Genomic DNA, 26,456 nt, shown 5'->3' with positions numbered 1-26,456 from the left:
GACCCTGAGTTTGCGACGGCCGCGATCCCCGGGGTTTTCCCCGATGAATCGTGGTTGCGGCCGTGTGACCATGGCAGAACCATGGATCACGTGCAGGAGAAGCCGCGCACCGAGACCGGCATGCCGCTCCCGCGCCCACCGGGCGAGGGAGCGGTCGTGCCTGCCGCCGGGAGCGCGCTGGCGGAGGTCGACGAGCGGCCCAAGATGTATCGGCGCCGGTCGAGCCGGGTCGTGGCGGGTGTCGCCTCGGGCCTGGCCGACCACCTCGGCATCAAGGTGCTGTGGGTGCGCGCCACGTTCGCCATCCTGGCCGCGTTCGGCGGGGCCGGGCTGGTGGCCTACGGGCTGCTGTGGGTGTTCGTGCCGCAGCGGCGCCGCGAGGAGACCGAGACGCCGGCCACGCCGCGGGAGAAGCAGCAGGCCATCGGTCTGCTCATCCTGGGCGTCGGGCTGCTGGTCGCGGGCGGGGCGATCACCGGCGCGATCAACGGGTGGGTCGCGGTACCGCTGGCGCTGGCCCTGGTCGGCGCCGCGGTCGTGTGGCGGGAGGCCGACGAGTCGCAGCGCCGCCGCTGGCGGGACGGCGCGCGGTCCGGCGTCGCGGGCATGGTGCTCGGCGGCGGCGGGTGGTCGGCCGCGATCCGGATCCTCGCCGGTGTCGCGCTGGTGATCACCGGCATCGGGGTCGTCGTGCTGCGCAGCGGGTCGCTCGACCAGGTGCAGTTCGCGCTGCTCGCGGTGCTCGCGACGCTGGTCGGGGTGGCGGTGCTGACCGTGCCGTTCTGGCTGCGGATGGGCCGCGACCTGGGGGAGGAGCGCCGGGCCCGCATCCGCACCGAGGAGCGCGCGGAGATCGCCGCGCACCTGCACGACTCGGTGCTGCAGACCCTGGCGCTGATCCAGAAGCAGTCGGAGTCGCCCAAGGAGGTCGCGCGGCTGGCCCGCAGCCAGGAACGCGAGCTGCGCGGCTGGCTCTACGGCCCGTCCGGTTACGGGACGCCGGAGAAGAAGGGCGAGGACCGCTCGGTGGCGTTCTCCCAGGCGATCGCAAACGCTTGCGGCGAGGTCGAGGACACCTTCGCGATCTCGGTGTCGCAGGTCGTGGTGGGCGAGGCGCAGCTGGACGACCGGCTCACCGCGCTGGTCTTGGCGGCCCGCGAGGCGATGGTCAACGCGGCCAAGCACGCGGGGGTCGACGAGGTGAGCGTCTACGCCGAGGTCGAGCCCACGGCGGTCACCGTGTTCGTGCGGGACCGGGGCAAGGGCTTCGACCCGGAGACCGTGTCGGAGGACCGGCATGGCCTCGCCGACTCGATCCGGGGGAGGATGGAGCGCAACGGCGGCACGGTACGGCTGCGCACGGCGCCGGGGGATGGGACCGAAGTGCAGCTGGAGATGCCGGTGAAAGCCGATTCTGGAGGGACGCGTTGAGCGAGACACCGCAGCCGAAGGCCCCGATCAGCGTGTTCCTGGTCGATGACCACGCGTTGTTCCGGGCCGGGGTGCGCACGGAACTGGACTCGATCACCGACGAGGTGCGGGTGGTCGGCGAGGCGGGTTCGGTCGCCGAGGCGGTCGCCGGCATCGCCCGGACGAAGCCGCAGGTCGTGCTGCTCGACGTGCACATGCCGGACGGTGGTGGCGCCGAGGTGCTCCGCCGGGTCCGCACCGACCTGCCGGACGTCGTGTTCCTGGCGCTGTCGGTGTCCGACGCGGCCGAGGACGTCATCGCCGTCATCCGCGCCGGCGCCCGCGGGTACGTCACCAAGACCATCTCGTCCAAGGAGCTGGTGCGGGCCATCGCTCGGGTCGCCGAGGGCGACGCGGTGTTCTCGCCGCGGCTGGCCGGGTTCGTGCTGGACGCGTTCGCCGACCGCCCGGGCTCGGCGCCGATCAGCGACCCCGAGCTGGACCTGCTGACCCCGCGCGAGCGGGACGTGCTGCGCCTGCTAGCGCGGGGTTACGCCTACAAGGAAATCGCGTCGGAGCTGTTCATCTCGGTGAAGACGGTCGAGACCCACGTGTCCAGCGTCCTGCGCAAGACCCAGCTGTCCAACCGCTACGAGCTCTCGCGCTGGGCCTCGGACCGCAGGCTGGTCTGAACCAGCACCCGGCGCCGCACGCGGGTCAGGGCGACTCCGGCGAGCACGACGGCGACCCCGGCGAGGATCCGCAGGTTGAGGCCCTCGCCGAGGAAGACCGCGCCGAGCGCCAGTGACACGACGGGCATCAGGTAGCCGACAGTGGAGGCGGCGACCGCGCCTTCGGTCGCCAGCAGGCGATAGCTCAACGCGAACGCGACGCCGGTGGAGAACACCCCGAGGATCACCACGGCGATCACCGGACCCGCGGACAGGTGCACCGGCGTGGTGCCACCGGCGGGCATCGCGAGCAGCGTGAACCCGGTCGCCGCGGTCATCTGCGCGCCCGCCAGCGCAACCGGCGACGAGCCGGTGCCGGACAGGTGCTTGCCCTCGTAGACGAAGACGAACCCGTAGCTCACCGCGGCGGCGACGCAGGCCAGCGCACCCCAGCTGAGCAGGCCGGATTCCTGCCACGGCGCGAAGATCAGCACGGTGCCGGCGAGCCCGGCGATCAGGCCGGCGAGCTTCGGCGGGTCGAGGCGCCGCTCGACGCCCATCAGCACGGCCATGAGCAGCGTCCACAGCGGGGTGGTCGCGTTCAGCACGCCGGTGACGCCTGAGCTGACGGTCTGCTCGCCGATCGCGAACAGCAGGAACGGCAGCGCGTTGTGGAACAGGGCGGCGACGAGCAGGTGCTTCCAGATCCGGCGTCCGGCAGGGAGGCGGTCGCGGGCGGCGTAGCAGAGCGCGATGAGGACGGCGCTGCCCAGGACGGTGCGGATGAGCACGATCTGGACCGGCGTGAACGCCTGCAGCCCGATCTTGATCCACAGGAAGCTCGATCCCCACATGAGTGCCAGCGCGGCCAGGCGCAGCAAGGTTTTCGTTTCGGCCACGGCCTTCACGATCGCGCCGGTGATCTGTAAGGACAAGCGAAAATCCCTACACGCTGCTGTTAGCAGAACTGTATTCTCGGGGCATGCTCGACGTCCGCCGGTTGCAGGTGCTGCGGGCCGTGGTGTCCAGCGGGTCGATCAGCGCGGCCGCGCGGAACCTCGGCTACACCCCGTCCGCGATCAGCCAGCAGTTGTCCACTTTGGAGCGAGAGACCGGCACGGCGCTGCTGGAGCGGGTCGGCCGCGGGGTGCGGCCCACGCCCGCGGGCGCGTTGTTGTCGCAGCACGCCGAGGTCGTGTTCGCGCAGTTGTCCAAGGCCGAGTCCGAGCTGGCCGACCTGAAGGCGGGCCGCACGGGCCGCCTGGCGATCCGCTATTTCGCGACGGCAGGCGCGTCGCTGGTGCCGCCCGCGGTGGCGGCCATCCGCCGTGACTACCCCGGCGTGCAGCTGGACCTGCGGCTGCTGGAGCCTGGTGAGGCGCTGCCGCAGGTGGAAAACGGGGACGCCGACGTGGCGATCGTGGTGTTCTCGGGCTCGTACTCGAAGCCGGGTGTCGAGCTGTGCCACCTGTTCGACGACCCGTACCGCGTGGCGCTGCCGAAGAGCCACCCGCTGGCCCGCAAGCGGGTCGTGGACCTGGGCGACCTGGCCGACGAGCCGTGGATCAGCAACGAGGGCGTGCCCGGCCCCTGTCGGGACGTGCTCATGGCCGCCTGCGGGGCCGCCGGTTTCGTGCCGAACTTCGTGATGGAGTGCGAGGACTACGCCACGGCGCAGGGCTTCGTCGCGGCCGGCCTCGGCATCAGCCTGGTGCCGGTGCTGGGCCTGGGCGCACCCCAGCCGGGCGCGGTGATCCGCCGGATCCGCAACCCGGAACCGATCCGCCCGATCCACGCCGCCGTGGCCACCCGGTCACGCGACCAGCCCGCGGTCCGCCACCTGCTGGAGGTCCTCAAGGACATCAAGAACGACGTCGCCGCATAACACCACACACCACGGCGACCCGGCAACGAAAGCCACCCACCCACGAGCCGGCCCCCTCCCGCAACCCGATCCCCAGCCAAATCGGTTGCCGAGCCACCGGGTCAAGGCACGCTGTCCCGCCTTGACGCGGTGTCTCGGCAACCGAACACTGAAAGATCGGGTTCGGGAGGGCACCAAGATCCGGGCGTAGCGAAGCGAAGCCCGGCGCTCGAGAAACCCGCGTAGCGCCCGCTCAGAGAAAAAGAAGCTGCGTAACCCCGATCCCAATAGCCGCCGCGACCAGCACAGCCATCGTCGCGAGGATCAACTGCCGCGCCCGGACCGGTGAGATCCGCACCAACGGCTCCTTCGGCGGAGGCGGCGGCGGCGACGGCGGCCGGAACGCGGGCACGGTCGGCAGCGCGGGCGCGGTGGGCGGGATGAACGCGGTCTGCCGTCCCTGCGTGATCGCCTGGAACGAGGTGATGCTGTCGCCGAGGGTGGGGCGGCTCAGCGGGTCCTCGCGCAGCAGCTTCATCAGCGCGGGCGCGAGCACGCCGGCCTTCTCCGGTTGCCGCAGCGGCCCGCCGCCGTGGTCGCCGTAGGGCGGCACGCCTTCGACAGCCGTGTAGAGGGTGGCGCCGAGCGAGAACGCGTCGGTGGCCGGCGCGGCGGTCGCGCCCCGCGAGAGTTCCGGGGCCCGGTAGGCGGGGTTGAAGCCGGCGCCGGTGAACCCGATGTCGGTGACCTTGACGCCACCGTCGTCGGCGAGCAGCACGTTGCCCGGCTCCAGCCCGCGGTGCACCACTCCGGCCCGGTGCGCCGCGGCCAGCGCGGACGCGAGCTGGATGCCCAGGAACGCGGTCTGGTCGGGCGTGAGCGTCCCGTACTCGCTCAGGAAGTCCGCCATGTTGCGGGAGGGCACGTACTCCATGACCACCCACGGGTCCGGCCCGTCGCGGAGCACGTCGTAGACGCCGATCGCGCAGGCGTGCTGGATCCGCATCGCGGCGCGGCCCTCTTCCAGCGCGGCGGCGACGGACTGCTCGCTGTGCCCCGGCGCGACCGACATCTTCTTGGCGGCCACCGTGCGGTTCAGCTGCGTGTCGTACGCCAGCCACACGATTCCGGCGCGGCCACGACCGATCGGTTGGTCCAACCGGTACCGGCCGCCGACGAGTGCGCCCTCAGTACCCACTACACCCTCTCGTCGTCCCGGCCTGTCGGATAGTCACCCACCACCCTACTGACCGATCCTGAACGTTTCCGGCAGTCGACTCAGCCGCCGTTGGCCCCGGAAGTCGGGGTCTCGTCCGGCGTGCTCGTGGTGGTCCTGCTCGACGACGAGGACGAGGAGGTCGGACTCTTGCTGGAGCTGGGCTTGCTCGCCGAAGTCTCCTCGGCGGAGCTGCGCCGCGAGGGGGAGGACTTCGTCGGCTCGTTGGCCTGGCTCGACCGCGTCGCGGTCGGCGTCGAGCTCTCCGTCGTCTCCACCGACGAGCTGGTCACCAGCGGCGGCACCACCGGCGGGCTGGTCTCGGTGGTGTTCGTGGTGTTGTTGTTCGCCGGCGTGAACAGCCAGATGCCGAGCGCCACGAGACCGGCCACCACGACGGCGCCGATCGCGGCGGGCACCTTCCACTTGCCCCGCTTCTCGTCCTCGTCGTCCGCCGCGGCGGCCCGGGGCTCGTCGTCGTAGCCGTCGTAGCCCGCAGGCACCGCGCGCGTCGCGCCCTGGCGGTCGTAGTCGTCCGTCGGGTAGGCGGCGGTGGCGGCGTACGGGTCATCCGAGTAGTCGTCGTACTCGTCGTAGAACTGGTCGCTCGCGCCGCCGGCCAGCGTGCCGGAGTGCGCGCCGAGCTCGTCACCGCGGAAAGCCCGCGTGGCGCCGGCTCCGGCCGCCGCGCCCAGCGCTCCAGCCGCGAGCGCGCCACCGGCTAGCGCTCCGCCGGAGGGCGAGAACCGCGTCTCGTCGTCCGGACCGCCCAGCGGCGTCTCACCGCGCGCCACGGCCGCGAGCAGCTCCTCGGCCTCCGCGGCGGTCGGGCGGTGCTGGACCTCCGGGTGCAGCAGCACGGCCAGCACGCTGGCGAGCGGACCGGACTGCCGCGGCGGGTTGATCTGCCCCGCGGCGACCGCGTGCAGCAGGCTCAGGGTGTTCTCGCTCAGACCGAACGGCGGCTGGCCCTCGCACGCCGCGTACAGCGTGGAGCCCAGCGAGAAGACGTCCGCCTCCGGGCCCGGGTCGCCACCGATCGCGACCTCCGGCGCCAGGTAGGCCGGGGTGCCCGCGATCATGCCGGTCTTGGTGACCGTCACGTCGTCCTTGGCACGCGAGATGCCGAAGTCCGTGATCTTCACCACGCCGTTGTCGGCGAGCAGGATGTTGCCCGGCTTGATGTCCCGGTGCACGATCCCGACCGCGTGCGCCTCCTTGAGCGCGGCCGCGATCTGGGCGCCGATGCGCGCGACCTCGCGCGGCGGCAGCGTCTTCCGGTCGCGCAGCAGCTCGGCCAGGCTCGTCGACGGCAGGTACTCCATCACCAGGCACGGGTGGCCGTTGTCGTCGGTGACGACGTCGAAGACGGAGATCGCGTTCGGGTGGTGCAGGCGGGCGGCGATGCGGCCCTCACGCATCGTGCGCTGCTTGGCGTCCTCGGCCTCGTGCTGGTCCAGCCCCGGTTGCAGAAGCAACTGCTTGATCGCGACCGAACGGCCGAGTACGTCGTCGTGCGCCTGCCACACGGCACCCATGGCGCCGCTGCCGATTCGCCGCTCGATCCGGTACCGGCCGGCGACCAGGCGACCCTCGTCGCTCACGCGACCTCCTTCGGGGGCTGTTTCAGGGCGCGACAGTGCCGCACGCCTGGAAGCCTATGCACGTAGCTCGGCCCGTGGGCCGGGGGTTGGGCCAGATCCGTCAATCAAGGCTAGGGTGCTCACTCTGCGCGCATGCATCCGGCACTGTCTGGGGCGGCCCGGACCGTGCCTGGTATGACGTCCGCTACAGCTCCTCGGCGGCCAGCAGGACCGCTTCCGAGATGCTGCGTCCGGCCTCGTCGAGCCCCAGTTGCTGGGTGACGCGCAGCCGGGTGCCGTCGTCGCGGCGCATCAGCACCACGGCGAGCACGGACCCGTCCGGCTGCACGCGCGTCTCCACCACCTCGACCTGGCGCATGGTGCTCCACGCCCGCACCAGGTCGCCGGCCTCTTCGCCGGCCAGCGCCGGGCTGAGCAGGTCCAGCGCCTTCTCCGGTGCGGAATCGACCCGCCGGTAGAACTCGTTGACCACCGCCAGCTTCTCCGCGTCGGTCAGCACGGGGGCGGTCGTCGTCGTGGTCACGGAGCCCTCGGGCGCGACGGGCGCCCCGGTCTCCGCGGGCTGGGTCTGGGCCACCGGCACCTGGGTGAGCGGGGTGCTGGTCGCCTCGGCGTGACCCACGGTGTTGCTGCCCTGCTTGCCGCCCGGCGCGCCGCCCGCGGCGAACCCGCCGAGCGCGGCCGCCCCGGTGATCTGCGGCGGGGCCGGGCTGACCGGCGCGGCCGACTGGTCCCGGCCGCGGCTGAGCACCGACGACGCCACGACCGCGCCCACGAGCAGCGTGCCCGCCATGGTGAGCCCGGTGAGCTTGGCGAGCTTCGCGCCCCGGCTCTCCGGCTCCCGCTGCGGCTCGGTCCTGGTCCGGACGCGCGGTGGCGGCAGGTACTTCCGCGGCTCGCGGAACACCTGTGTGAGGTACTCGCGGTCGACCATCTCGTTGTCGAGGATCTCGGGGGAGATCAGCTCCTCGACGCGGAGTGCGTCCGGCGTGCGGGTGGCGCGACGCCGTTCGTGTGCGACTCTCATGGACCTGTCGTCTGGATCTTCCGTCTCGGGGGGACTGGCCGGGGCTGTCTAGCTGTTAATCAGCGAACCCCCGTACCGCGTTACCTGCCACACCCGATCGGTGGAGGGGCACCGGGGAACGACGAACGGCAGTCACCGTCACCCACCTGGAGCAGTGCGGTGGTCAGGCACCGTCGCTGGTGATCTTGTCGCCGGAGAACTCGAGCGTGCGCTCCTCGGTGACCTCGCGGCCGTCCTTGTAGACGGTCTGCACGGTGCACACCGTCTTGCCGTCGTACTGGTGCACGCGGATGTGCTTGACCTGGAAGTACGCCACCTCGGCGTACTTGCGCTCCAGCCCCTGCGGGCCTTCCTGCTTCAGCTCGCCGTCGGTCAGGCTCGCGGCGGCCTCGGGGTTCTCGGTGACCGTGTCGAGGTAGGTCTGCGAGTTGCTGGCCAGCGTCTTCGGGTCCTCGTCCGCGTACGCGGCGAACCGGTACGGGTCCGCCTCGTAGGGCGCGGGGGATGGCGCCGGCTTGGGCGGGACGCTGCTGGTGGTCGGCGTCGCGGTGGTCGTGCCGCTCGCCGGGCCGCCGGTCGCCGAGGTGTCGCGGACCGTGCTCGATCCCGCGGGCGCGCGCACGCCCGCGCTCTCGGTCGGCCGGGCGCTGGTCGCGCCGGTGTCCCGGATGTCGTCGCGGGACGTGCTGGACGTGCCGCTCTCGTCGCCGCCGGAGCTGGGCGGGGCGATCTGCTCACCGGAGAGGGTGGGCACCCCGCCGCCGAGGCCGGGCACCCACGCGCCGCCCGCCTGGTCCGGCGCCGGTTTCGCGACGAACGCCGAGCCGGCGAACATCAGCGCGACGACGACGCCGCCCGACGAGGCGGTGGCGAACCAGGCGGCCTTGCGCCAGCTCCGCGGCGGGGTGACCGACGCGGGCACGTTGCCGAGGTCGAAGGAGCCGAGGCCGGTCACCGGGGCCGCCTCGTACACGCGCACGTCGGTGTCCTCGGCCTCGCGGCGGCGCGGCGGGGTCAGCTTGACCTTGGTCCGCTGGGGGCGCTGCCCCGGTTTCGCGGCAGGCGGCGCGGGCTGCTCGGGCGGGGCAGGCTGCTCGGGCGGGGCTGGCGGCTCGGGCAGAGGGAGCTCACCGTGCGCGGCCGGGAAGACGTCGGTGGTGGAGATGCGTTCGGTCAGCGGCAGCGAGCCGCGGGCGGGGGCGTCGAACGGCTCGGAGCTTCGCGGGTGCACCGGCATCGGCCGGACCGGCTCCGGAGCCCGCCGGGCGGCCGGCGGGTGCGCCGGGACGACCGGGGTCCAGGTTCCGGCACCACGGCGGTGCCGGCCGGTCCGGGAACGAGAGCTTTCCGTGAAATCGGCCCCGCGTGTCATGCCGTGTGGACACCGCCCTCTGCGTCGTCTGACGCCGGAAAGAGGCCGATTCGACCGAATGGAGCAGGCCGTGCATGTGCGGGTGCACGTTCGTCTGCACGCGCACGGCCTGTCGCCGGGCGCGCGGAGCCGAATCTGGGGCATCCCACGCCCTAAAGAGTAAGAGCCCGCGCCGGTCGTCAAAGCGTGAGCCCGCAAGTTCACTCTGTTGGGGCGTCGGCGCTCCGGTCACCCACCGCTTCGGTAGCGCGCCTGGGTCGACTGGAGGGCCTTGGTCGCGACCGCGCCGCTGCCCGCGGCGACGATGATCGCGAGGATGTCCATCCCGGTGCCACCCGACGTGAACAGCCACGCGAGGAGCGCCGCGGCGGAGGTTCCGCCGGCGAGCGCCCACCGGCTGCGGACGTACTGCGCGACCGGCGCGCCGCCGGCCCGCTTGTTCGCCGCGTTGTTCAGCAGCGCCAGGTAACCCACATGGGCTAGCGAGGCGAGCACACTGGCGATCGCGATGATGACCGCGATGACGTTAATCATGTCTCCAGTGTGCCCGTCCGCCGAGCCACCGGACCTCCGGGAAGCCCCGGAAATCGGACGATTTTCAGCGGCCGAGCCGACCGCGCCCCAGGTTCAGCAACGCCATCGCGAGCTGGCGGCCGTCCGGGCCGAGTTCGCGGTAGCGGGCGAGCACGTCCATCTCGCGGTTGTAGACGATGCGGGTGCCGCCCGCGGCCATCCGCGCGGCGCCGATCGTCTGGGAGACCTCGACCCGGCGCTTGACGAGCCGCAGGATCTCGGAGTCGAGCCAGTCGATCTCCTTGCGCAGCTCGGCGATCTCCTCGGCCGTGGCGACGGGTTCGCCGGAAGTCTCCGGCGGGGTGGCTTTCTCGTTCGTCTGTGCGTTCATCGGGCCCTCCGGTCGGTTCCCGGACCCGCACGGCCCCGAAGCCGACGAAAGCCCCGGGTCCGCGGACTCCGGGGCTTGTGGTGACGGTGTGGTGTGGGCACCTACGCGATCACGGGAGCCGGAGTCCGGATCCCGTAGAAAAATCGGTACGCGTGGTGCTGCACGAGATCAGTATGGCACAACTCGCCCCCGGGCGCGGACGGCCGCGTGTGCGACCAGGCTCACGCCGAGCCAGAACATCGGGAACGCCGGCCAGAAGAACTCCGCGTCCGACACCGCGAACCGCGTGACGAGCAGCGCGGACAGCACGGCCACCACCGCGGCGTGCACCCGCAGGGGCACGGGGAAGCGCGAGGGGCGCGGCGGCGTTGGTTCCGGTAGGTCCCGCGTGAGCGCGGACAGTTCGTCGACGTAGGTCGCGGCGTAGGCGGCGGCGAGGCGATCTTCGGCTTCGCCTAGGGTCAGCCTGCCCTCGCCGCTCGCTTCCTGCAGCCGGGTCGCCACGCGCTCCCGGTCCTGGTCTCCGGCGCGGATCCGGTTCGATGGTGCGTCCATGCCGTCGATCCTCCGCCGCGGCGAGCGGGCGCGCGTCCGTCCGCCGACGACACCTGGCGGTACGTCCGGCGCGGTAAACCGTCAGTGCCCCCGAGTAGCGTGGAGAACCGATGAGCACCCTGTTCGACCTCCCCGCCGAGCCGCCCGCGCGCCCAGCGCCGGGCCGCCACGCCGACCTGCTCGCCGACCTCAATCCCGCGCAGCGGGAGGCGGTCACGCACGCGGGCGCGCCGCTGCTGGTCGTCGCGGGCGCCGGGTCGGGCAAGACCCGGGTGCTGACCCGCCGGATCGCCTACCTGCTGGCCGAACGCGGCGTGCACCCGGGCGAGATCATGGCGATCACGTTCACCAACAAGGCCGCGGCCGAGATGCGCGAGCGCGTCAGCGACCTCGTCGGCAGGCGGGCCAACGCGATGTGGGTCTCCACGTTCCACTCGATGTGCGTGCGGTTGCTGCGCCGCGAGGCCAAGACGCTGGACATGTCGTCGAACTTCTCGATCTACGACGCGGACGACACGCGGCGGCTGGTCACGCTCGTGGCGCGCGACCTGGACATCGACCCCAAGCGCTACCCGGCCCGCGCGCTGGCCGTGCACATCTCCAACCACAAGAACGAGCTGACCGACCCGGAGGACGCCGCCGCGAAGGCGTCCAACGACCTGGAGCGCCGCGTCGCCGAGGTCTACGCCGAGTACCAGCGGCGGCTGCGGCTGGCCAACGCGTTCGACTTCGACGACCTGATCATGCGCACCGTCGAGCTGTTCCAGGCCTTCCCGGACGTCGCTGAGCACTACCGCCGCCGGTTCCGGCACGTGCTGGTCGACGAGTACCAGGACACCAACCACGCCCAGTACACGCTGGTGCGGGAGCTGGTCGGCACGTCGACGAGCGAGTCCGGCGTCGAGCCCGCGGAGCTGTGCGTGGTCGGTGACGCCGACCAGTCGATCTACGCCTTCCGCGGTGCCACGATCCGCAACATCGAGGAGTTCGAGCGGGACTTCCCGGACGCCCGCACGATCCTGCTGGAGCAGAACTACCGCTCCACCCAGACCATCCTGTCCGCGGCAAACGCGGTCATCGCGCGCAACCCGAACCGCCGGGACAAGCGGCTGTGGACCGACTCCGGCGACGGCGAGAAGATCGGCGTGTACGTCGCCGACAACGAGCACGACGAGGCGGCGTTCGTCGCGGGCGAGATCGACGCGCTGGTCGACCAGGGCCAGGCGAAGTACTCCGACGTCGCGGTCTTCTACCGCACCAACAACCAGTCGCGGGTGTTCGAGGAGATCTTCATCCGGCTCGGCCTGCCCTACCGGGTGGTCGGCGGCGTCCGGTTCTACGAGCGCCGCGAGGTCCGGGACGCGCTGGCGTACCTGCGGGTGCTGGCCAACCCGGAGGACACGGTCAGCCTGCGCCGCATCCTCAACGTGCCCAAGCGGGGCATCGGCGACCGGGCCGAGGCGTGCGTGGCCACCCACGCCGAGCGCGAGCGGATCTCGTTCGCGGCCGCGCTGCGCGACGCCGCGGCGGGCCGGGTCGCGCTGCTCAACCCGCGCTCGGCCAAGGCGATCGCCGGGTTCGTCGAGCTGCTCGACGGGCTGATCGAGCTGGTCGACAGCGGCGCGGAGGTCGCGGACGTGCTCGAAGCGGTGCTGGAGCGCACCGGGTACCGGGCCGAGCTGGAGGAGTCCGACGACCCGCAGGACGCCTCGCGCGTGGACAACCTGACCGAGCTCGTCACCGTCGCCCGCGAGTTCGCGGAGCAGGCGGCCGAGATGGCGCCGCTCGCCGAGGACGACGACGGGGTGCCCGAGCCGGGCTCGCTGGCGGCGTTCCTGGAGCGGGTGTCGCTGGTCGCGGACGCCGACTCGGTGCCGACGCCGGACTCCGACGGCGAGGAAGAGGACTCCGGCGTGGTCACGCTGATGACCGTGCACACCGCCAAGGGGCTGGAGTACCCGGTGGTGTTCTGCACGGGCTGGGAGGACGGGGTGTTCCCGCACCTGCGTGCGCTGGGCGAGCCCGCCGAGCTGGCGGAGGAGCGGCGGCTGGCGTACGTGGCGATCACGCGGGCGCGGCAGCGGCTGTACCTGAGCCGGGCGATCACCCGGTCGGCGTGGGGGCAGCCGATGACGAACCCGGCGTCGCGGTTCTTCGACGAGGTGCCGTCCGAGCTGCTCGACTGGCGCCGCGAGGAGCCGTCGTCCGCCGCCGAGTCCTCCTTCGGTTCTCCGCGCGCCGCGACCACCTGGGGCCGCCGCTCCCGCTTCGGCGAGGATTCCGCGCAGGCGGGCATCGCGGCCCGCGGCATGCGGTCGACGCCGTTCAAGGGCTGGCAGAACACGGTCGCGCTGAAGCTCGAGGTGGGCGACCGGGTCAACCACGACAAGTACGGACTCGGCACGGTGGTCGAGGCGTCCGGCGAGGGCCCCCGCGCCACGGCGACGATCGATTTCGGCAGTGCGGGCAAGGTGAAGCTGATGCTGATCGGCAGCGTGCCGATGGTGAAGCTGTAGGTGTTGCTGGCCGCGGTGGCGTGCCGTTCCTCGGCCGCCACCGCCACCGCCACCGCCACCGCTGCCGTCACCGCCACCGCCCGCCGCTGCCGTCACCGCGGTCGCCCGCTGGTGCCGTTTCCGCCGCCGACCGCGGCATCCATTCACGCTGTAGATCCTGTTCGCCGTCACGGGCCGTCTGGCCGCGCGCCACGGCTGCTGGCCGCCTGCGCCGTATCCGCCGCCACGGCATGAGCCCCGTCGCCGCGGCGCGTGCCGTCCCCCGGCCGCCACCGCTGCCAGCTGCCTTGCACCCCGCCTACCGCTGCCCGCAACTCAAGCGTGAGCACGCCCCATTAACCCGTTCGAGCGAACGTCGACCCCCGCTGCCCGACCGCGCCAAAACTGTCAGACCCCTCCGATACAACTGTCTCGAACGAAAGTTCGAACCCTCGGGAGGTCATGGTGTGGGCAGGCAGTGGTTCCCGTACGTGCGGGCGGGCGTCCTCGAACGCGTCGAGCGCATGGTCGCGCGTGCGACTCGCGACGGCGCACTACCCGCCGCGGAGGCGCTCGTCGTCCTCGGAGCCTGGCAGGCGCTGCTGGAGCGGCACGGCGGGCCGGACGGCCGGTGCGTGCTGTGCCGGCGCACTTCGCGGCGGCTGTGCGGGGTCTGGCAGGTCGCGGTGGCCTATTTCGTGCGGCCGGACGCCCCGTGAGCGAGCCAGGGAGGGGCCGTCAGAGGTAGACGCCGCGAGCGGCGAGCCACGTGCGCGGGTCGACCTTCTTGGTGCCGTTCAGCCACACCTCGAAGTGCAGGTGCGGGCCGGTGCTCTGGCCGCGGTTGCCGATCTCGGCGATTTTCTGACCGCACTTGACCTTCTGGCCCTCGCGCACCGAGTAGCTGTTCATGTGGCCGTACACCTGCACGGTGCCGTCCTCCAGCTGGATCTTCACCCACAGCCCGAAGCCGCTGGCCGGGCCGGCCTCGATCACGGTGCCGTCTGAGGCGGCGTAGATCGGGGTGCCGATCGAGTTGGCGATGTCGATGCCGTAGTGGCTGGTGCCCCAGCGGGCGCCGAACCCGGAGGTGTAGGTGCCCTTCGCGGGCAGGCAGGTCTTCGGCCGGGCGGCCTCTTCGGCGGCGGCGCGGGCGGCTTCGGCGTCCCGGGCCTGGCGGGCCATCGTGACGTTCTCGCTGTCGGTGAGGCGCTGCACCTCGGCCGACGCGTCCGTGAAGTTGGCCGCGGGAAGGATCTCGGGAGCGCCGGTGGGGGCGTCACCACCGACGGCGAACGACGCGCTGGCGTCCTCCGCGTTGGCCAGCGGGGTCACACCGGCGTCGGAGGTCTGCACGGCCTGGAGGGTCTGTCCTGCGGCGGCAGCGGCGAACGCGCCGGCCGCGACCGCGGCGACGACGACCCGGCCGCGCAGCGCCGACGAGGGCGCAGGGAGCCGGTGGGCGCCCCGGACACGGACGACGGCGCCGTCCATAGCGTCGTCGTCGAGTTCCGGGGAAGGAGCTTGGCCGCCGGGGGAGCGGTATCGAGCCAAGTCAGGGCCTTCCGTTGCTCGGGGGGTCAGACCGCGGGCGCCGGGCGGGGGATCCCGGTGGGCAACCGTTCGGGGGTTGGCTGCCCGTCGCCCACATCGTGACCTGACCGTGATGGGGACCGGGGGACAGTAACGAAGGGATGTGGTCGACGGCAAGAACCGGCCGCCGTCTGGGCCGAACGTGGGGCGCGGGCCGGCTGTCCAGCAGCAGCGATGACACTGGGTAGAGGGGATATTCCGCCGTTGGTGTGACGTGCGACACGGTTTGTTAGTTCGTGGCGTTCCGGGGGCAACCTCGGAGGCTTGCTAGCGTCGGCGGCGGTGTCGGTAGCGAGACCGCGCGGGCCCGCGATCGTCTGTGAGGCGGTGGTGCCGGGCGCCGGTGTCAGGCACAGGCTGCGGTGCGCCCGCGGCTCTCGGACGCCGAGGCCGGCCGTCCTGACCGCTCCTCCGACCCTCGACGACGTGAGAACACATGGACACTGACAGCACCGGCGGCGCGGCTGCCGTGCAGCTCGACGCCATCCCCGACACGGCCACCGCGGGCCGGTCCCCGTCCGTCGCGGCCTACGTGGTGGGTGCGGTCTCGGCCGTGCTGCTCGCCGTGGGTGCCGCCGTGCCCGTGGTGAACGGCGTGGCGCGCGGGTTCAACAGCGTGCCGTTGCTGGTGGTGCTCGCCGTCGCGCCGATGGCCGTGGTCGCGGTGCTCGCGCTGAAGGGACGCCACCAGACGGCGGCGGGAGTGCTGGCCGCCGTGGCGGCGCTCGCCCCCGGGCGGCTGGTGCTCGACCTGATCCTGCTGACGGACCCGGTCCGCGCGGCGCGCCCGGAGCTGTTCCGGCTGCACTCACTGGCCGACCCCGGCACCGCGCCCGGACTGTGGCTCCTGCTGGCGGGCCACGTGGCCGCGATGGTCGCGGGGGTGTTGGCAACACGAGCCGCCGCGCCGAAGGCGGACATCCCGTGGACCCCGAGGGCCTCCGCCGCGGCCGAAGCTGCCGCCGCCCGCGCCGCTGGAAGCCCTGGCCCGAGCAGCCCCAGCACCGATCCCGGCCGCAGCGCCCGGACCACCGGCGGTGACGCACCCGGCGGCACCGCGGCGCGTGGCCGCAACGCCGCGGATGCGGCCGGTGGCGCAGCTGCCAGCGGAAGTGATGAGGGGGAGCGCACCGGGAACGCCGACAGGAAGACCGGCGCCCTTCCGGCTCGCAATTCGCGAACCGAATATTCCGCCACCATTGGCGATGCAGGCACAGACGACTCCGCCGCCGACAGGCCCGCCACCTCCAGCGACGCCGCCACCTCGGGCGAAGCCGCCACCCGCGCCGACGAGGCTGGCCGAGCCACCACGCGCGCCGACGAGGCTGGCCGAGCCACCACCCGCGCCGAGGCCGCCGACCGGGCCTCTGTCCCCGACGGGAGCTCTGATCGGCCTGCGGCCTCCGGCGGCGGCTCGGATCTGGCCCCTGCTCCCGAGAGCACCTGGCCCGAGGCGGCCGAAGTGAGCCGTGGGGGGTTGGTTTTCGGGATGTTCGCCGCGGTCGTTGCGGGCGTCGGGGTCATGATGGCGCCCTTCACCTCGACCGACGCCTTCCTGCCCGCCGATAGCGCGTTCGAGAGCCCGGGCCTCGTGCTCGCCGGGAGTCTGCTGCTCGCCTTCGCTCTGCCCGTCGCCACCATGCTGCTCGCCGGCTCGGGCACGGCCGTCGCCCGGGGTGGGTTGCTCGGGCTCGGCGTCACCGCCGCCGTTGTCGGCTTGCCGAACCTCGTCTCGGGGCTCAGCCTGCCCGGCGTGCGCCTCGCGGCGGGGCCGATCCTCGTGCTCGTCGGGGCGGCCGGGATGATCGCCGCCGCGTTCCTGCCCACCGCGGCCACCCGGGACGCCGCCCAGGACGACGAGGCGGGCGAGATCACCCTGCCCGGCATCCGCCGCCTGCGGATCGTCACCGGCGTCCTCGCCGTGCTCACCTCCGCCGCGGCCATCGCCGGCGCCCTCACGCCCCAGGTGGTCATCACCGAGACCCTCAACGGCCCGCAGAGCCCCTCCCGCTCGGCACTGCTCGTCGCGGGGCTGCTGGTCGGCGTGCTCGGCCTCGTCATGTTCACCGCCGGCCCCGCGGCCTACGCCCGGCCCGCGCTCTCGGTCGCCTGGGTCACGGTCCCGCTCGCCGGCACCGCGGTCCTGACCATGGCCGTCACCGCCACCGAACTCGGCGCCGGTCTCACCCCGGGGCCCGGGGTGCTGTGGACCGCGCTCGCCATCGTCGGATCGGCCATCACCGCCTGCTGCTCCGTCGTCGCGGGGATGGTCGAACGCGACGAGACCACCGACCCGGCCACCGCGCTCGGCGACGGACCCGCCCTGCCCGGCGCGGACCTGCTCACCCCGCTGGTCGCCGCGGGGATACTCGCCATCGGCGCCTTCGGCACGCCCTCGATCCTCGCGCCGGACTACGTCGAACCCGCCCTCTGGTCGAGCTTCGGCACCCCCTCGTGGGGCCTGCTGGTCGCGCTGCTCACCGTCCTCGGCGCGTGCGTCCTCGCCCCGCGGTGCCGTCCCGCCCGCGCCGCGGCGCTGCTCGCCGGTGCCGCCTGCGTCGCCGGGCTGCGTGCCGCGGAGTTGCCACTCGTGGGTGATGAGATCGCCGGAGCGCACGCCGGGCTGGGCTGGTGGCTCGCGCTGGGCTGCGCCCTCGCCCTGGTCATCGCCGCCGTTCTGGCCGCGCGTGGCTCGATTCACACCCCGAAACCACGCTCTGGATCCATACGGTGACCGAGTTCACCGGATGCGCCGCCCCGAGCCAAAGCCCAGGTCGCTAGGGTCGTCTCCGTCCGGCAGCATGGTTTGCAACAAGCACCCGCCTGCGGATCGCCCCTCGCGAGACGACCGGTGACTCAGGCGGTGTGTGTCGTCAGGAGACTGGAGTAGTGGACCTCTACGAATACCAGGCGAAGGACCTCTTCGCCGCCCACGGCGTGCCGGTACTGCCCGGCGCCGTAGCGAGCACCCCGGAAGAAGCCCAGGCCGCCGCCGAGAAGATCGGTGGACAGGTCGTCGTCAAGGCCCAGGTGAAGACCGGTGGCCGCGGCAAGGCCGGTGGCGTGAAGCTCGCCAAGGACCCGGCCGAGGCCAAGGAGAAGGCCGAAGCCATCCTCGGCCTCGACATCAAGGGCCACATCACGCACCGCGTGCTGGTGACCGAGGCGTCCGACATCGCGGAGGAGTACTACTTCTCCTTCCTGCTGGACCGCGCCAACCGCACCTTCCTGGCCATGGCGTCCGCCGAGGGCGGCATGGAGATCGAGCAGCTGGCCGTGGAGCGGCCCGAGGCGCTCGCCAAGGTGCCGGTCGACGCGATCGCCGGTGTCGACAAGGCCAAGGCGCTGGAGATCCTGACCCAGGGCAACTTCCCCGAGGCCATCCGCGACCAGGCGGCCGACGTGGTCGTCAAGCTGTGGGAGACCTTCGTGGCCGAGGACGCCACCCTGGTCGAGGTCAACCCGCTGGTCCGCGACCCGCAGGACAAGATCGTCGCCCTCGACGGCAAGGTCACCCTGGACGAGAACGCCGCCTTCCGGCAGCCGAAGCAGGAAGAGCTCGTCGACAAGCAGACCGAGGACCCGCTGGAGGCCAAGGCCAAGGCGAAGGACCTCAACTACGTCAAGCTCGACGGCGAGGTCGGCATCATCGGCAACGGCGCGGGCCTGGTCATGTCCACCCTGGACGTGGTCGCCTACGCCGGTGAGAAGCACGGCGGCGTCAAGCCCGCCAACTTCCTCGACATCGGTGGCGGCGCCTCGGCCGAGGTCATGGCCGCCGGCCTGGACGTCATCCTGAACGACCCGGCCGTCAAGTCGGTGTTCGTCAACGTCTTCGGTGGCATCACCGCGTGCGACGCGGTCGCGACCGGCATCGTCGAGGCCCTCAAGATCCTGGGCGACGAGGCCACCAAGCCGCTCGTGGTCCGTCTCGACGGCAACAACGTCGAGGAAGGCCGCCGGATCCTCAACGAGGCCAACCACCCGCTGGTCACGCAGGTGGACACCATGGACAACGCAGCGGACAAGGCTGCCGAGCTGGCCGCGGCAGGAGCGTAAGAGACATGTCGATCTTCCTCGATTCCAGCAGCAAGATCATCGTTCAGGGCATCACCGGGTCCGAGGGCACCAAGCACGCGACCAAGATGCTGCAGGCCGGCTCGAACATCGTCGGCGGCGTGAATGCCCGCAAGGCAGGCCAGACCGTCACCATCGCGGGCAAGGACCTCACCGTGTTCGGCACGGTCGAGGAGGCCATGAAGGAGACCGGCGCCGACGTGTCGGTCATCTTCGTGCCGCCGAAGTTCGCCAAGGACGCCGTGATCGAGGCCATCGACGCCGAGATCCCGCTCGCCGTGGTGATCACCGAGGGCATCCCGGTGCACGACTCGGCCTACTTCTGGGCCCACGCCGTCGCCAAGGGCAACAAGACCCGCATCATCGGCCCGAACTGCCCCGGCGTCATCTCGCCGGGCAAGTCGAACGCCGGCATCATCCCGGCCAACATCACCGGCCCCGGCAAGATCGGGCTGGTGTCGAAGTCGGGCACGCTGACCTACCAGATGATGTACGAGCTGCGTGACATCGGCTTCTCCACCGCCGTGGGCATCGGTGGCGACCCGGTCATCGGCACCACGCACATCGACGCTCTGGAGGCCTTCCAGGCCGACCCGGAGACCGAGGTCATCGTCATGATCGGCGAGATCGGTGGCGACGCCGAGGAGCGGGCCGCGGCCTACATCAAGGAGAACGTGACCAAGCCGGTCGTCGGCTACGTCGCGGGCTTCACCGCCCCCGAGGGCAAGACGATGGGGCACGCGGGCGCGATCGTGTCCGGCTCCGCAGGCACCGCGCAGGCGAAGAAGGAGGCCCTCGAGGCCGCGGGCGTGAAGGTCGGCAAGACGCCGTCCGAGACCGCCGCGCTGGCCCGGGAGCTGTACGAGAACCTGCACTGACCCGTAGCGGTCCACACCCCGGCCGGGCATCGTTCGCGGTGCCCGGCCGGCGTGCTTCCCGGCCCCCGAAATTCGACGCAACCGTTTGCCGTCCCGGCACGTCGGATAGCCGGATGGGGTGACCGGGAACCCCGGGACGTGTTGCATCGTTCCCGGACATATCGGCACCCCGGTTCGGGCGAAGACAGGAGAGCAAGCGCGATGACGTTCCCCAGTGGTGGACCGGGATACCCGCAGCAGGGCGGCGGTGGCCAGCCCCCGGGGACCGGCGGGTTCCCCCAGCAGCAGCCCCCGCCGCAGCAGGGCCCGAGCCTGTCGCCGGCGAACCTGAGCATGATCCTGACGCTGTTCATCGCCCTGCTGGGCCTGGTGAACTACTTCATCGGCTTCTCCGAGGAGGCGCAGGGCGCCGACCAGCCGGTCCTGTTCCTGCTCGTGGGCGGTCTGCTGGCCGGCCTGTCGGTGCTGCCGAGGGGCCCGCGGACGCTCCCGTTCGCGGTGCTGTTCAGCGTGCTCGGCGCGCTCACCGCGATCCTGGTGGTCGTGCACATCCCGGAGCAGGCCGAGACCCCGGGCATCTACACGGTGATCCTGATCCTGGGCATCCTGCAGATGCTGGTCGCGGTCGCGGCGCTGCTGTTCGACGCGGGTGTGCTGAAGATGCCGCAGCCGCAGCAGCCGCAGTACGGCCAGCCCTACGGACAGCCGGGTCAGTTCGGCCAAGGCCCCGGTGAGCAGAAGGGCGGCCCGTCGGGCACCCAGTACGGCCCGCCGGTGACGCCGCCGCAGCAGCAGTCCACGGTCTACGCCCCGCAGCAGGGCCAGTTCTACAACCCGGCGGCCAAGCCCGAGGGCCAGCAGGGCCAGCACCCCGGCACCCCGCCCGGTGGCAGCCCCCAGGGTTGATCTTCTCCGCAGGAGCGCCCCTTCCCGGCCCGGGAAGGGGCGCTTTTCGTTTCGCGCGCCGCGTCTTGCTCGACACCACCGTTGTGTGGCTTAACCCGCATGAGGGAGGAACGGCGTGGCTCACCCGGCCGGAGCAGTGTTGGTGCGAGGGTGCGAGGCATGCAGGTGCTCACCTCGTACCGCCGATCCGGGAAAGGGGTGACGGACCCGGGAGACCGGGGCGAGCGCTCACCGGTCGTCCGGGCGAGGGTGTTCGCCGCGGCGGTCCTCGGTCCCATCGTCGCCGGGTACGTCGTGGTCGCGGCCCTGTTCGGGCTGGTCACGGCCATGGCCGCGGCGGGGGAGTTCTCGATCGGCGGTGTGCTGCGCGCGGCCGGGCCGGGCTGGCTCGCCGCCTACCAGGTGCCCGTGGAGATCGCCGGGCGCCCGCTGGGCGTGCTGCCGCTGCTGGCGACGATCGGCGCGCTGGCGCTGGTCGCCCGGTCGGCGGCGACCGCCACGCAACGCCTCGGCTATGCCGAGCCGGGTGCGACCGTGCCGTTGATCGCCGCCGTGACCAGTGCGCACGCCCTCGCCGGCCTCGGTATCGCGTTGTTCGACGACGGCGCCGGGGTGCGCGTCGAGCCGTTGTCCGCGTTCGCCGTGCCCGCGGTCCTGGCGGGCGTCGCCGCCGCGGCCGGAGCGGCGTCGCGGTCCGGTGTCGCGGCGGCCGTCCGCGACTACCTGGACCCGCTCGCGGTGCGCGGGCTGCGGGCCGGCGCGCTGGGCCTGGCCGGGCTGCTCGCGGTCGGCGCGCTCGTGCACACCGTCGGCCTGGTCCTCGCCTCGGGCACGATCCGCCAGCTGTTCGCGGCGAACGCGCCCGGGTTCGGCAGCGGCGCCGGGATGCTGCTGCTGTCGCTGGGGTACCTGCCCAACGCCGTGGTCGGCGGCCTGGCCTTCGTCACCGGTCCGGGTTTCTCGATCGGGTCGTTCTCGGCGAGCGTGTTCTCGTTCACCGGCGGTCCGGTGCCAGGGCTGCCGGTGCTGGCCGGCGTTCCCGAGCACGCCGCGCCGTGGTGGCCGGTCCTGATGCTGCTGCCGGCCGGGGTCGGCGCGCTGCTCGGCTGGTCGCTGCGGCGCGCCGACGAGAACCCGCTCGCGCGGCTGCGGATCGTCGCCATCGCGGGTGCGCTCGTCGGGTTCGGTTGTGTGTTGCTCGGCACGCTCGCCGGCGGCAGGCTCGGCGGCGGGGCGTTCGACCCGGTGGCCATCCCGGTCGGGCTGGTGTCCGTCGCCGCATTCGGCTGGATCGCGGTGCCCGGCGGTCTGATCGCCTGGTTCGCCGGCCCGCACGCGCGCCCCAAGCCGGCGCCCGAGCCGGAGGAACCCCAGGTGGAGCCCGAAATCGAGGCCGAGCTGGAGAACCTCGACGCCGAGCTCGAAGAGCTGGAGGCCGAGGCCGAAGAGAGCGCCGAGGAGCCTGCCGAGGAGGACCCGGAAGAGGACACCGAAGGGGAGCCCGAGGACGAGCCGGACGACAGCGAGGAGCGACCGCCCACCAACGGGAAGCCCGACGAGCCCAGTTAGTCTGGTCAGGACGTTGGCACGGGCGAAGGAGAGGCGTTGAACTCCAGCCGGTTGGAACTGCCCGTCCCGGTCAGGCTGGTGGTGCTCGCCTCCGGATCGGGCACGCTGCTGCAGGCGCTCCTGGACGCGACCGAACGCGTCGGCTTCCCGGCGAAGATCGTCGCCGTCGGCACCGACCGCACGGGCGTCGAGGCGCTGGCCCGCGCCGAGCGCGCCGGGGTGCCGCACTTCACCGTCCGGCTGAGCGACCACCCGGACCGCAACGCCTGGGACAAGGCCCTCACCGAGGCGGTCGCCGCCCACGAGCCGGACCTGGTCGTGTCGGCGGGCTTCCTGAAGATCCTGGGGACGAACTTCCTCACGCGCTTCCCGAACCGCGTGATCAACACGCACCCAGCCCTGCTGCCGTCGTTCCCGGGGATGCACTCCGTGGCCGACGCGCTTGAGCTGGGCGTCAAGCTGACCGGCTGCACGGTGCACTTCGTGGACGCCGGGGTCGACACGGGGCCGATCATCGCCCAGGAGGCGGTGGCGGTCGAGCCGGACGACGACGAGGACAGGCTGCACGAGCGGATCAAGGTCGTGGAACGACGGCTGCTCGTGGACGTGGTGGAACGACTCGGCCGGGCCGGTGCCACGGTCGAGGGACGGAAGGTGAGGTTGCGGTGACGGTGGAAGACCGGCGTCCGGTGAAGCGCGCGCTGATCGGCGTTTCGGACAAGACGGGCCTGCTGGAGCTGGGCACCGCGCTGCACGCGGCGGGTGTGGAGATCGTCTCCACCGGCGGCACGGCGAAGGCGCTGGCCGACGCCGGCGTGCCGGTCACGCCGGTCGAGCAGGTCACCGGGTTCCCGGAGTCGTTCGACGGCCGCGTGAAGACGCTGCACCCGCGGGTGCACGCCGGCCTGCTGGCCGACCGCGACCGGCCCGAGCACGTCGAGCAGCTGCGTGAGCTGGACATCGCGCCGTTCGACCTGCTGGTCGTCAACCTCTACCCGTTCCGGGAGACCGTCGCCTCGGGCGCGAGCCCCGAGGACTGCGTGGAGAACATCGACATCGGCGGTCCGGCGATGGTCCGCGCCGCGGCGAAGAACCACAACAACGTGGCCGTCGTGGTCGACCCGGCTCGCTACGAGTGGGTGCTGGAGCAGGTCCGCGCCGGCGGCTTCGCGCTGGCCGACCGCAAGCGGCTGGCGGCCCAGGCCTACGCGCACACCGCGAGCTACGACATCGCGGTCGCGTCGTGGTTCGCCAACGCCTACGCCCCGGCCGACGACTCCGGCTTCCCCGACTTCACCGGCGCCACCTGGGAGCGCGGCGAAGTGCTGCGCTACGGCGAGAACCCGCACCAGCGCGCCGCGGTGTACCGGCACTGGCGCGGCGGGCTCGCGCACGCCGAGCAGCTGCACGGCAAGGCCATGTCCTACAACAACTACGTCGACACCGACGCCGCGCGCCGGGCCGCGTACGACTTCGAGGGCCCGGCGGTCGCGATCATCAAGCACGCCAACCCGTGCGGCATCGCGGTCGGCCTGGACATCGCCGAGGCGCACCGCAAGGCCCACGCCTGCGACCCGGTGTCGGCCTACGGCGGCGTGATCGCGGCGAACCGGCCGATCACCCGCGAGGCCGCCGAGCAGATCGCCGAGGTGTTCACCGAGGTCGTGCTCGCGCCGGACTTCGAGGACGAGGCGCTGGACGTGCTCAAGCGCAAGAAGAACGTGCGCCTGCTGAAGCTGCCCGCGCTGACCGACGCCGACCCGATCGAGTTCCGGCCGATCTCCGGCGGGGTGCTCGTGCAGACCGTCGACCGGATCGACGCGCCCGGCGACTCGCCGGCGAACTGGACGCTGGCCACCGGCGAGGCCGCCGACGCCGACACGCTCGCGGACCTGGTGTTCGCGTGGCGGGCGATCCGCGCGGTGAAGTCGAACGCGATCCTGCTGGCCAGCGGCGGTGCGACGGTCGGCGTCGGCATGGGGCAGGTCAACCGCGTCGACTCGTCCCGGCTGGCCGTGCAGCGCGCCGGTGACCGGGTCAAGGGCGCGGTCGCCGCGTCCGACGCGTTCTTCCCGTTCCCGGACGGGCTGCAGGTGCTGATCGACGCCGGCGTGAAGGCCGTCGTCCAGCCCGGCGGCTCGGTGCGGGACGCCGAGGTGATCGCGGCGGCCGAGGAGGCCGGCGTGACGCTGTACCTGACGGGCACGCGCCACTTCGCCCACTGATCGCCTGGAGGCGGGTGGCGGTCCTGGTGATCGTCACCCGCTCGTCGCCGGGGTGGACGTCCACGAGCAGTTCGCTGCGCCGCCCCATGTCTTCGCCCTGCACGATCGTGAGGCGTCGGGGTTCGGCGACCTTACCGAGGGCCTAGAGGTAGCCGCCGAAGGCCGTGACCGTCGCGCCCGTCGCCGGTCCTCGAGCGCCGCCGCTGGTCCGGAGCGTGATCCGGGTTGGCGCCGCAGCAGGGGCACGGTAGGCGGTATTATCATACCGTCCAAACAATACCGTTCCCTGAACAAGAGGTACCCGTGATCGAACTGAAGACGCCTGCGGAGATCGACCGCATGCACGTGACCGGGCGTTTCGTGGCCGAGGTGCTCACCGAGGTCGGCCGGCTCGCCGACGTGGGCGTCAACCTCCTGGACCTGGAGCACCACGTCCGCGGCATGATCAAGCGGCGCGGCGCCGAATCCTGCTACTGGGACTACGCCCCGTCCTTCGGCAAGGGCCCGTTCCGCAATGTCATCTGCCTGTCGGTCAACGACGCCGTCCTGCACGGCCTGCCGCACGACTACACGCTGCGTGACGGCGACGTGCTCACCGCGGACCTCGCGGTGAGCATCGACGGCTGGGCGGCCGACTCGGCGCGCACGGTCGTCGTCGGGACGGCCGCCGAGGAGGACCTGCGGATCATCCGCGCCACCGAGGAGGCGCTGGAGGCCGCGATCGAGGCGGCTCGCCCGGGCAACCGCCTCGGCGACATCTCGGCGGCGATCGGGTCCGTGGCCGAGGCGTACGGCTATCCGGTGAACACCGAGTTCGGTGGTCACGGCATCGGCCGCACCATGCACGAGGACCTCCACGTGCCCAACAAGGGCCGTCCGGGCCGCGGCCTGAAGCTCCGGCCCGGCCTGACGCTGGCGCTCGAACCGTGGTTCGCACGCACGACCGACCGCATCGTCCACGACCCCGACGGCTGGACCATCCGGTCGGCCGACGGCTCCCGCACGGCGCACTCCGAGCACACGGTCGCCATCACCGAGGACGGCCCGCTGGTGCTCACGCGGCGTGACGCGGAGGGCCGCGCCTCAGCTTGACATCGCACAGGTGTTCGAGGCAAACTAGGCGCATCGAACAGTAGTTCGAACAGTCGCCGGCTTCCCCACGGTGACGTCCGCAGGTTCTCGCAGGCGCGTCGTGGGGAGGTGGCATGTCGGTCGCGACACTGGCAGCTCTGCCCGGGGTGAGCACGGCGAGCGGGGTGGCCGCCGCGGCGGAGCACGCCCAGCTGACCGGGCGTGTCCTGCCGGTGCTGCCGGAGTTGCGCCGCCTGCTGCCGTCGGCGGGCCTGCGGCGCGGGAGCACGATCGCGGTGCGCGGATCGACGTCGTTGCTCCTGGCGCTGCTGGCCGAGGCGACGGCGACCGGATCGTGGGCCGCGGCGGTGGGGATGCCGGACCTCGGTCTGGTGGCCGCCGCGGAACTCGGGGTCGAGGTGAGCCGGCTCGCGCTGGTGCCGCGGCCAGGGGCCGAGTTCGCCGCGGTCACCGGCGCGCTGCTGGACGGGGTGGACGTGGTGGCGGTCGCCGCTCGGGGCGCGGCGCCGCAGGAGGCACGGCGTCTTTCGGCGCGGGCACGGCACCGGGGCGCCGTGCTGCTCTCCCTCGGGCCGTGGCCCGGCGCCGAGGTGGAGCTGAACTGCGTGGCCGGCCGCTGGGCCGGTCTCGAAGGCGGGCACGGGTACCTGCGTGAGCGGCGGGTCCGTGTCCAGGGTGCCGGCCGGGGCGCGGCGACGCGTCCCCGGCGGGCGGATCTGCTGCTGCCGGGGTCTGCGGGGGCCCCGGCAGCAGCACCCGAGCCGGTGCTCGAACTGGCCAGGGAGGTGGGCTGATGCGCGGCGATCTTCCGGGGACGAGCGCCGTTGCTTCGGGCCACGGGCCGAGGCGCGCAGGCGGCTCGGGGAAGGCGGTGGCGCGGCGCGGCGCCACCGGCACGGTGGCCCGGCGCGGGAGGTGCGCCGGGCCGCGAGTGCCACGCTCGCCGATGCCGGCATCGGCGTGGGGTGTCCTGGTACGGCCGGGGTACCGCACCGGCG

23 protein-coding genes are annotated in these 26,456 nt (G+C 72.5%); 14 read left to right on the top strand and 9 right to left on the bottom strand.

Features of this window, described 5'->3' with window-relative positions:
- Positions 1-81: 81 nt before the first annotated feature.
- Positions 82-1,431: an ATP-binding protein gene (locus ABZ193_RS15390; RefSeq protein WP_020420054.1), complete on the top strand. Its 1,350-nt coding sequence runs from the start codon at positions 82-84 to the stop codon at positions 1,429-1,431.
- Positions 1,428-2,102, top strand: a complete 675-nt coding sequence (locus ABZ193_RS15385) for a response regulator transcription factor (RefSeq protein ID WP_020420055.1) — start codon at positions 1,428-1,430, stop codon at positions 2,100-2,102. Before ABZ193_RS15390 ends, ABZ193_RS15385 begins: the two co-directional genes overlap by 4 nt.
- Here ABZ193_RS15385 and ABZ193_RS15380 read toward each other — a convergent pair.
- A complete protein-coding gene (locus ABZ193_RS15380) occupies positions 2,060-2,980 on the bottom strand; it encodes a DMT family transporter (protein WP_354710254.1) in 921 nt (306 codons plus the stop codon). The genes ABZ193_RS15385 and ABZ193_RS15380 overlap by 43 nt on opposite strands.
- 83 nt (positions 2,981-3,063) lie before the next feature.
- Here ABZ193_RS15380 and ABZ193_RS15375 point away from each other — a divergent pair, with 83 nt between their 5' ends.
- Positions 3,064-3,966 (top strand): LysR family transcriptional regulator, encoded by a 903-nt coding sequence (locus ABZ193_RS15375; RefSeq protein WP_020420057.1) that lies wholly within the window; start codon positions 3,064-3,066, stop codon positions 3,964-3,966.
- Positions 3,967-4,198: 232 nt separating this feature from the next.
- Here the strand turns inward: ABZ193_RS15375 and ABZ193_RS15370 are convergent, their stop codons facing one another.
- The 7 genes from ABZ193_RS15370 to ABZ193_RS15340 form a co-directional block, all read right to left on the bottom strand.
- Positions 4,199-5,143 (bottom strand): serine/threonine-protein kinase, encoded by a 945-nt coding sequence (locus ABZ193_RS15370; protein WP_354710252.1) that lies wholly within the window; start codon positions 5,141-5,143, stop codon positions 4,199-4,201.
- Between the two features lie 80 nt (positions 5,144-5,223).
- Positions 5,224-6,765, bottom strand: a complete 1,542-nt coding sequence (locus ABZ193_RS15365; RefSeq protein ID WP_354710251.1) for a serine/threonine-protein kinase — start codon at positions 6,763-6,765, stop codon at positions 5,224-5,226.
- Between the two features lie 184 nt (positions 6,766-6,949).
- A complete protein-coding gene (locus ABZ193_RS15360; protein WP_237339205.1) occupies positions 6,950-7,792 on the bottom strand; it encodes a hypothetical protein in 843 nt (280 codons plus the stop codon).
- 163 nt (positions 7,793-7,955) lie between these two features.
- Positions 7,956-9,029 carry a hypothetical protein gene (locus tag ABZ193_RS15355; protein WP_237339206.1) on the bottom strand — a complete coding sequence of 358 codons (1,074 nt, stop codon included), beginning with the start codon at positions 9,027-9,029 and terminating at the stop codon, positions 7,956-7,958.
- Between the two features lie 363 nt (positions 9,030-9,392).
- Complete coding sequence (locus tag ABZ193_RS15350; RefSeq protein WP_020420061.1) at positions 9,393-9,698, bottom strand: hypothetical protein; 306 nt, start codon at positions 9,696-9,698, stop codon at positions 9,393-9,395.
- 64 nt (positions 9,699-9,762) lie between these two features.
- A complete protein-coding gene (locus tag ABZ193_RS15345; protein WP_020420062.1) occupies positions 9,763-10,068 on the bottom strand; it encodes a chorismate mutase in 306 nt (101 codons plus the stop codon).
- A 168-nt stretch (positions 10,069-10,236) separates the two neighbouring features.
- Positions 10,237-10,623 carry a DUF1707 domain-containing protein gene (locus ABZ193_RS15340; protein ID WP_237339207.1) on the bottom strand — a complete coding sequence of 129 codons (387 nt, stop codon included), beginning with the start codon at positions 10,621-10,623 and terminating at the stop codon, positions 10,237-10,239.
- A 110-nt stretch (positions 10,624-10,733) separates the two neighbouring features.
- Between ABZ193_RS15340 and pcrA the strand changes: the two genes are divergently transcribed.
- On the top strand, positions 10,734-13,139 hold the full coding sequence (gene pcrA, locus ABZ193_RS15335; protein ID WP_020420064.1) for a DNA helicase PcrA: 2,406 nt from the start codon (positions 10,734-10,736) through the stop codon (positions 13,137-13,139).
- Positions 13,140-13,585: 446 nt separating this feature from the next.
- On the top strand, positions 13,586-13,837 hold the full coding sequence (locus ABZ193_RS15330) for a hypothetical protein (RefSeq protein WP_354710250.1): 252 nt from the start codon (positions 13,586-13,588) through the stop codon (positions 13,835-13,837).
- 19 nt (positions 13,838-13,856) lie between these two features.
- On the opposite strand, the gene ABZ193_RS15325 is transcribed toward ABZ193_RS15330, so the two are convergent.
- The gene (locus ABZ193_RS15325) at positions 13,857-14,612 is read right to left on the bottom strand and encodes a M23 family metallopeptidase (protein ID WP_020420066.1); all 756 of its coding nucleotides are present in this window, start codon (positions 14,610-14,612) and stop codon (positions 13,857-13,859) included.
- A 535-nt stretch (positions 14,613-15,147) separates the two neighbouring features.
- Between ABZ193_RS15325 and ABZ193_RS15320 the strand changes: the two genes are divergently transcribed.
- The 9 genes from ABZ193_RS15320 (at position 15,148) to ABZ193_RS15280 (ending at position 26,252) form a co-directional block, all read left to right on the top strand.
- Positions 15,148-17,445 carry a hypothetical protein gene (locus tag ABZ193_RS15320; protein WP_354710249.1) on the top strand — a complete coding sequence of 766 codons (2,298 nt, stop codon included), beginning with the start codon at positions 15,148-15,150 and terminating at the stop codon, positions 17,443-17,445.
- Positions 17,446-17,600: 155 nt separating this feature from the next.
- Complete coding sequence (sucC, locus tag ABZ193_RS15315; protein ID WP_020420068.1) at positions 17,601-18,770, top strand: ADP-forming succinate--CoA ligase subunit beta; 1,170 nt, start codon at positions 17,601-17,603, stop codon at positions 18,768-18,770.
- A 5-nt stretch (positions 18,771-18,775) separates the two neighbouring features.
- Positions 18,776-19,666, top strand: a complete 891-nt coding sequence (sucD, locus tag ABZ193_RS15310) for a succinate--CoA ligase subunit alpha (RefSeq protein WP_017986721.1) — start codon at positions 18,776-18,778, stop codon at positions 19,664-19,666.
- A gap of 201 nt (positions 19,667-19,867) precedes the next feature.
- Positions 19,868-20,572, top strand: a complete 705-nt coding sequence (locus ABZ193_RS15305) for a DUF5336 domain-containing protein (protein ID WP_020420069.1) — start codon at positions 19,868-19,870, stop codon at positions 20,570-20,572.
- A gap of 159 nt (positions 20,573-20,731) precedes the next feature.
- Positions 20,732-22,141, top strand: a complete 1,410-nt coding sequence (locus ABZ193_RS15300; protein WP_237339209.1) for a DUF6350 family protein — start codon at positions 20,732-20,734, stop codon at positions 22,139-22,141.
- 51 nt (positions 22,142-22,192) lie between these two features.
- Positions 22,193-22,810 (top strand): phosphoribosylglycinamide formyltransferase, encoded by a 618-nt coding sequence (gene purN, locus ABZ193_RS15295; protein WP_354710275.1) that lies wholly within the window; start codon positions 22,193-22,195, stop codon positions 22,808-22,810.
- Positions 22,807-24,366, top strand: a complete 1,560-nt coding sequence (gene purH, locus ABZ193_RS15290) for a bifunctional phosphoribosylaminoimidazolecarboxamide formyltransferase/IMP cyclohydrolase (protein ID WP_020420072.1) — start codon at positions 22,807-22,809, stop codon at positions 24,364-24,366. The genes purN and purH overlap by 4 nt, the downstream gene beginning before the upstream one ends.
- A 303-nt stretch (positions 24,367-24,669) precedes the next feature.
- Positions 24,670-25,458: a type I methionyl aminopeptidase gene (gene map, locus ABZ193_RS15285; RefSeq protein WP_354710248.1), complete on the top strand. Its 789-nt coding sequence runs from the start codon at positions 24,670-24,672 to the stop codon at positions 25,456-25,458.
- Between the two features lie 113 nt (positions 25,459-25,571).
- Positions 25,572-26,252: a hypothetical protein gene (locus ABZ193_RS15280; protein WP_020420075.1), complete on the top strand. Its 681-nt coding sequence runs from the start codon at positions 25,572-25,574 to the stop codon at positions 26,250-26,252.
- Positions 26,253-26,456 lie beyond the last annotated feature (204 nt).

This window comes from Amycolatopsis sp. NPDC006125 (assembly GCF_040614195.1).
Classification (GTDB): Bacteria; Actinomycetota; Actinomycetes; order Mycobacteriales; family Pseudonocardiaceae; genus Amycolatopsis_E; species Amycolatopsis_E tucumanensis.
Note: the sequence above shows the minus strand (reverse complement) of the source record. Positions and strands in the feature narration are given on the sequence as shown.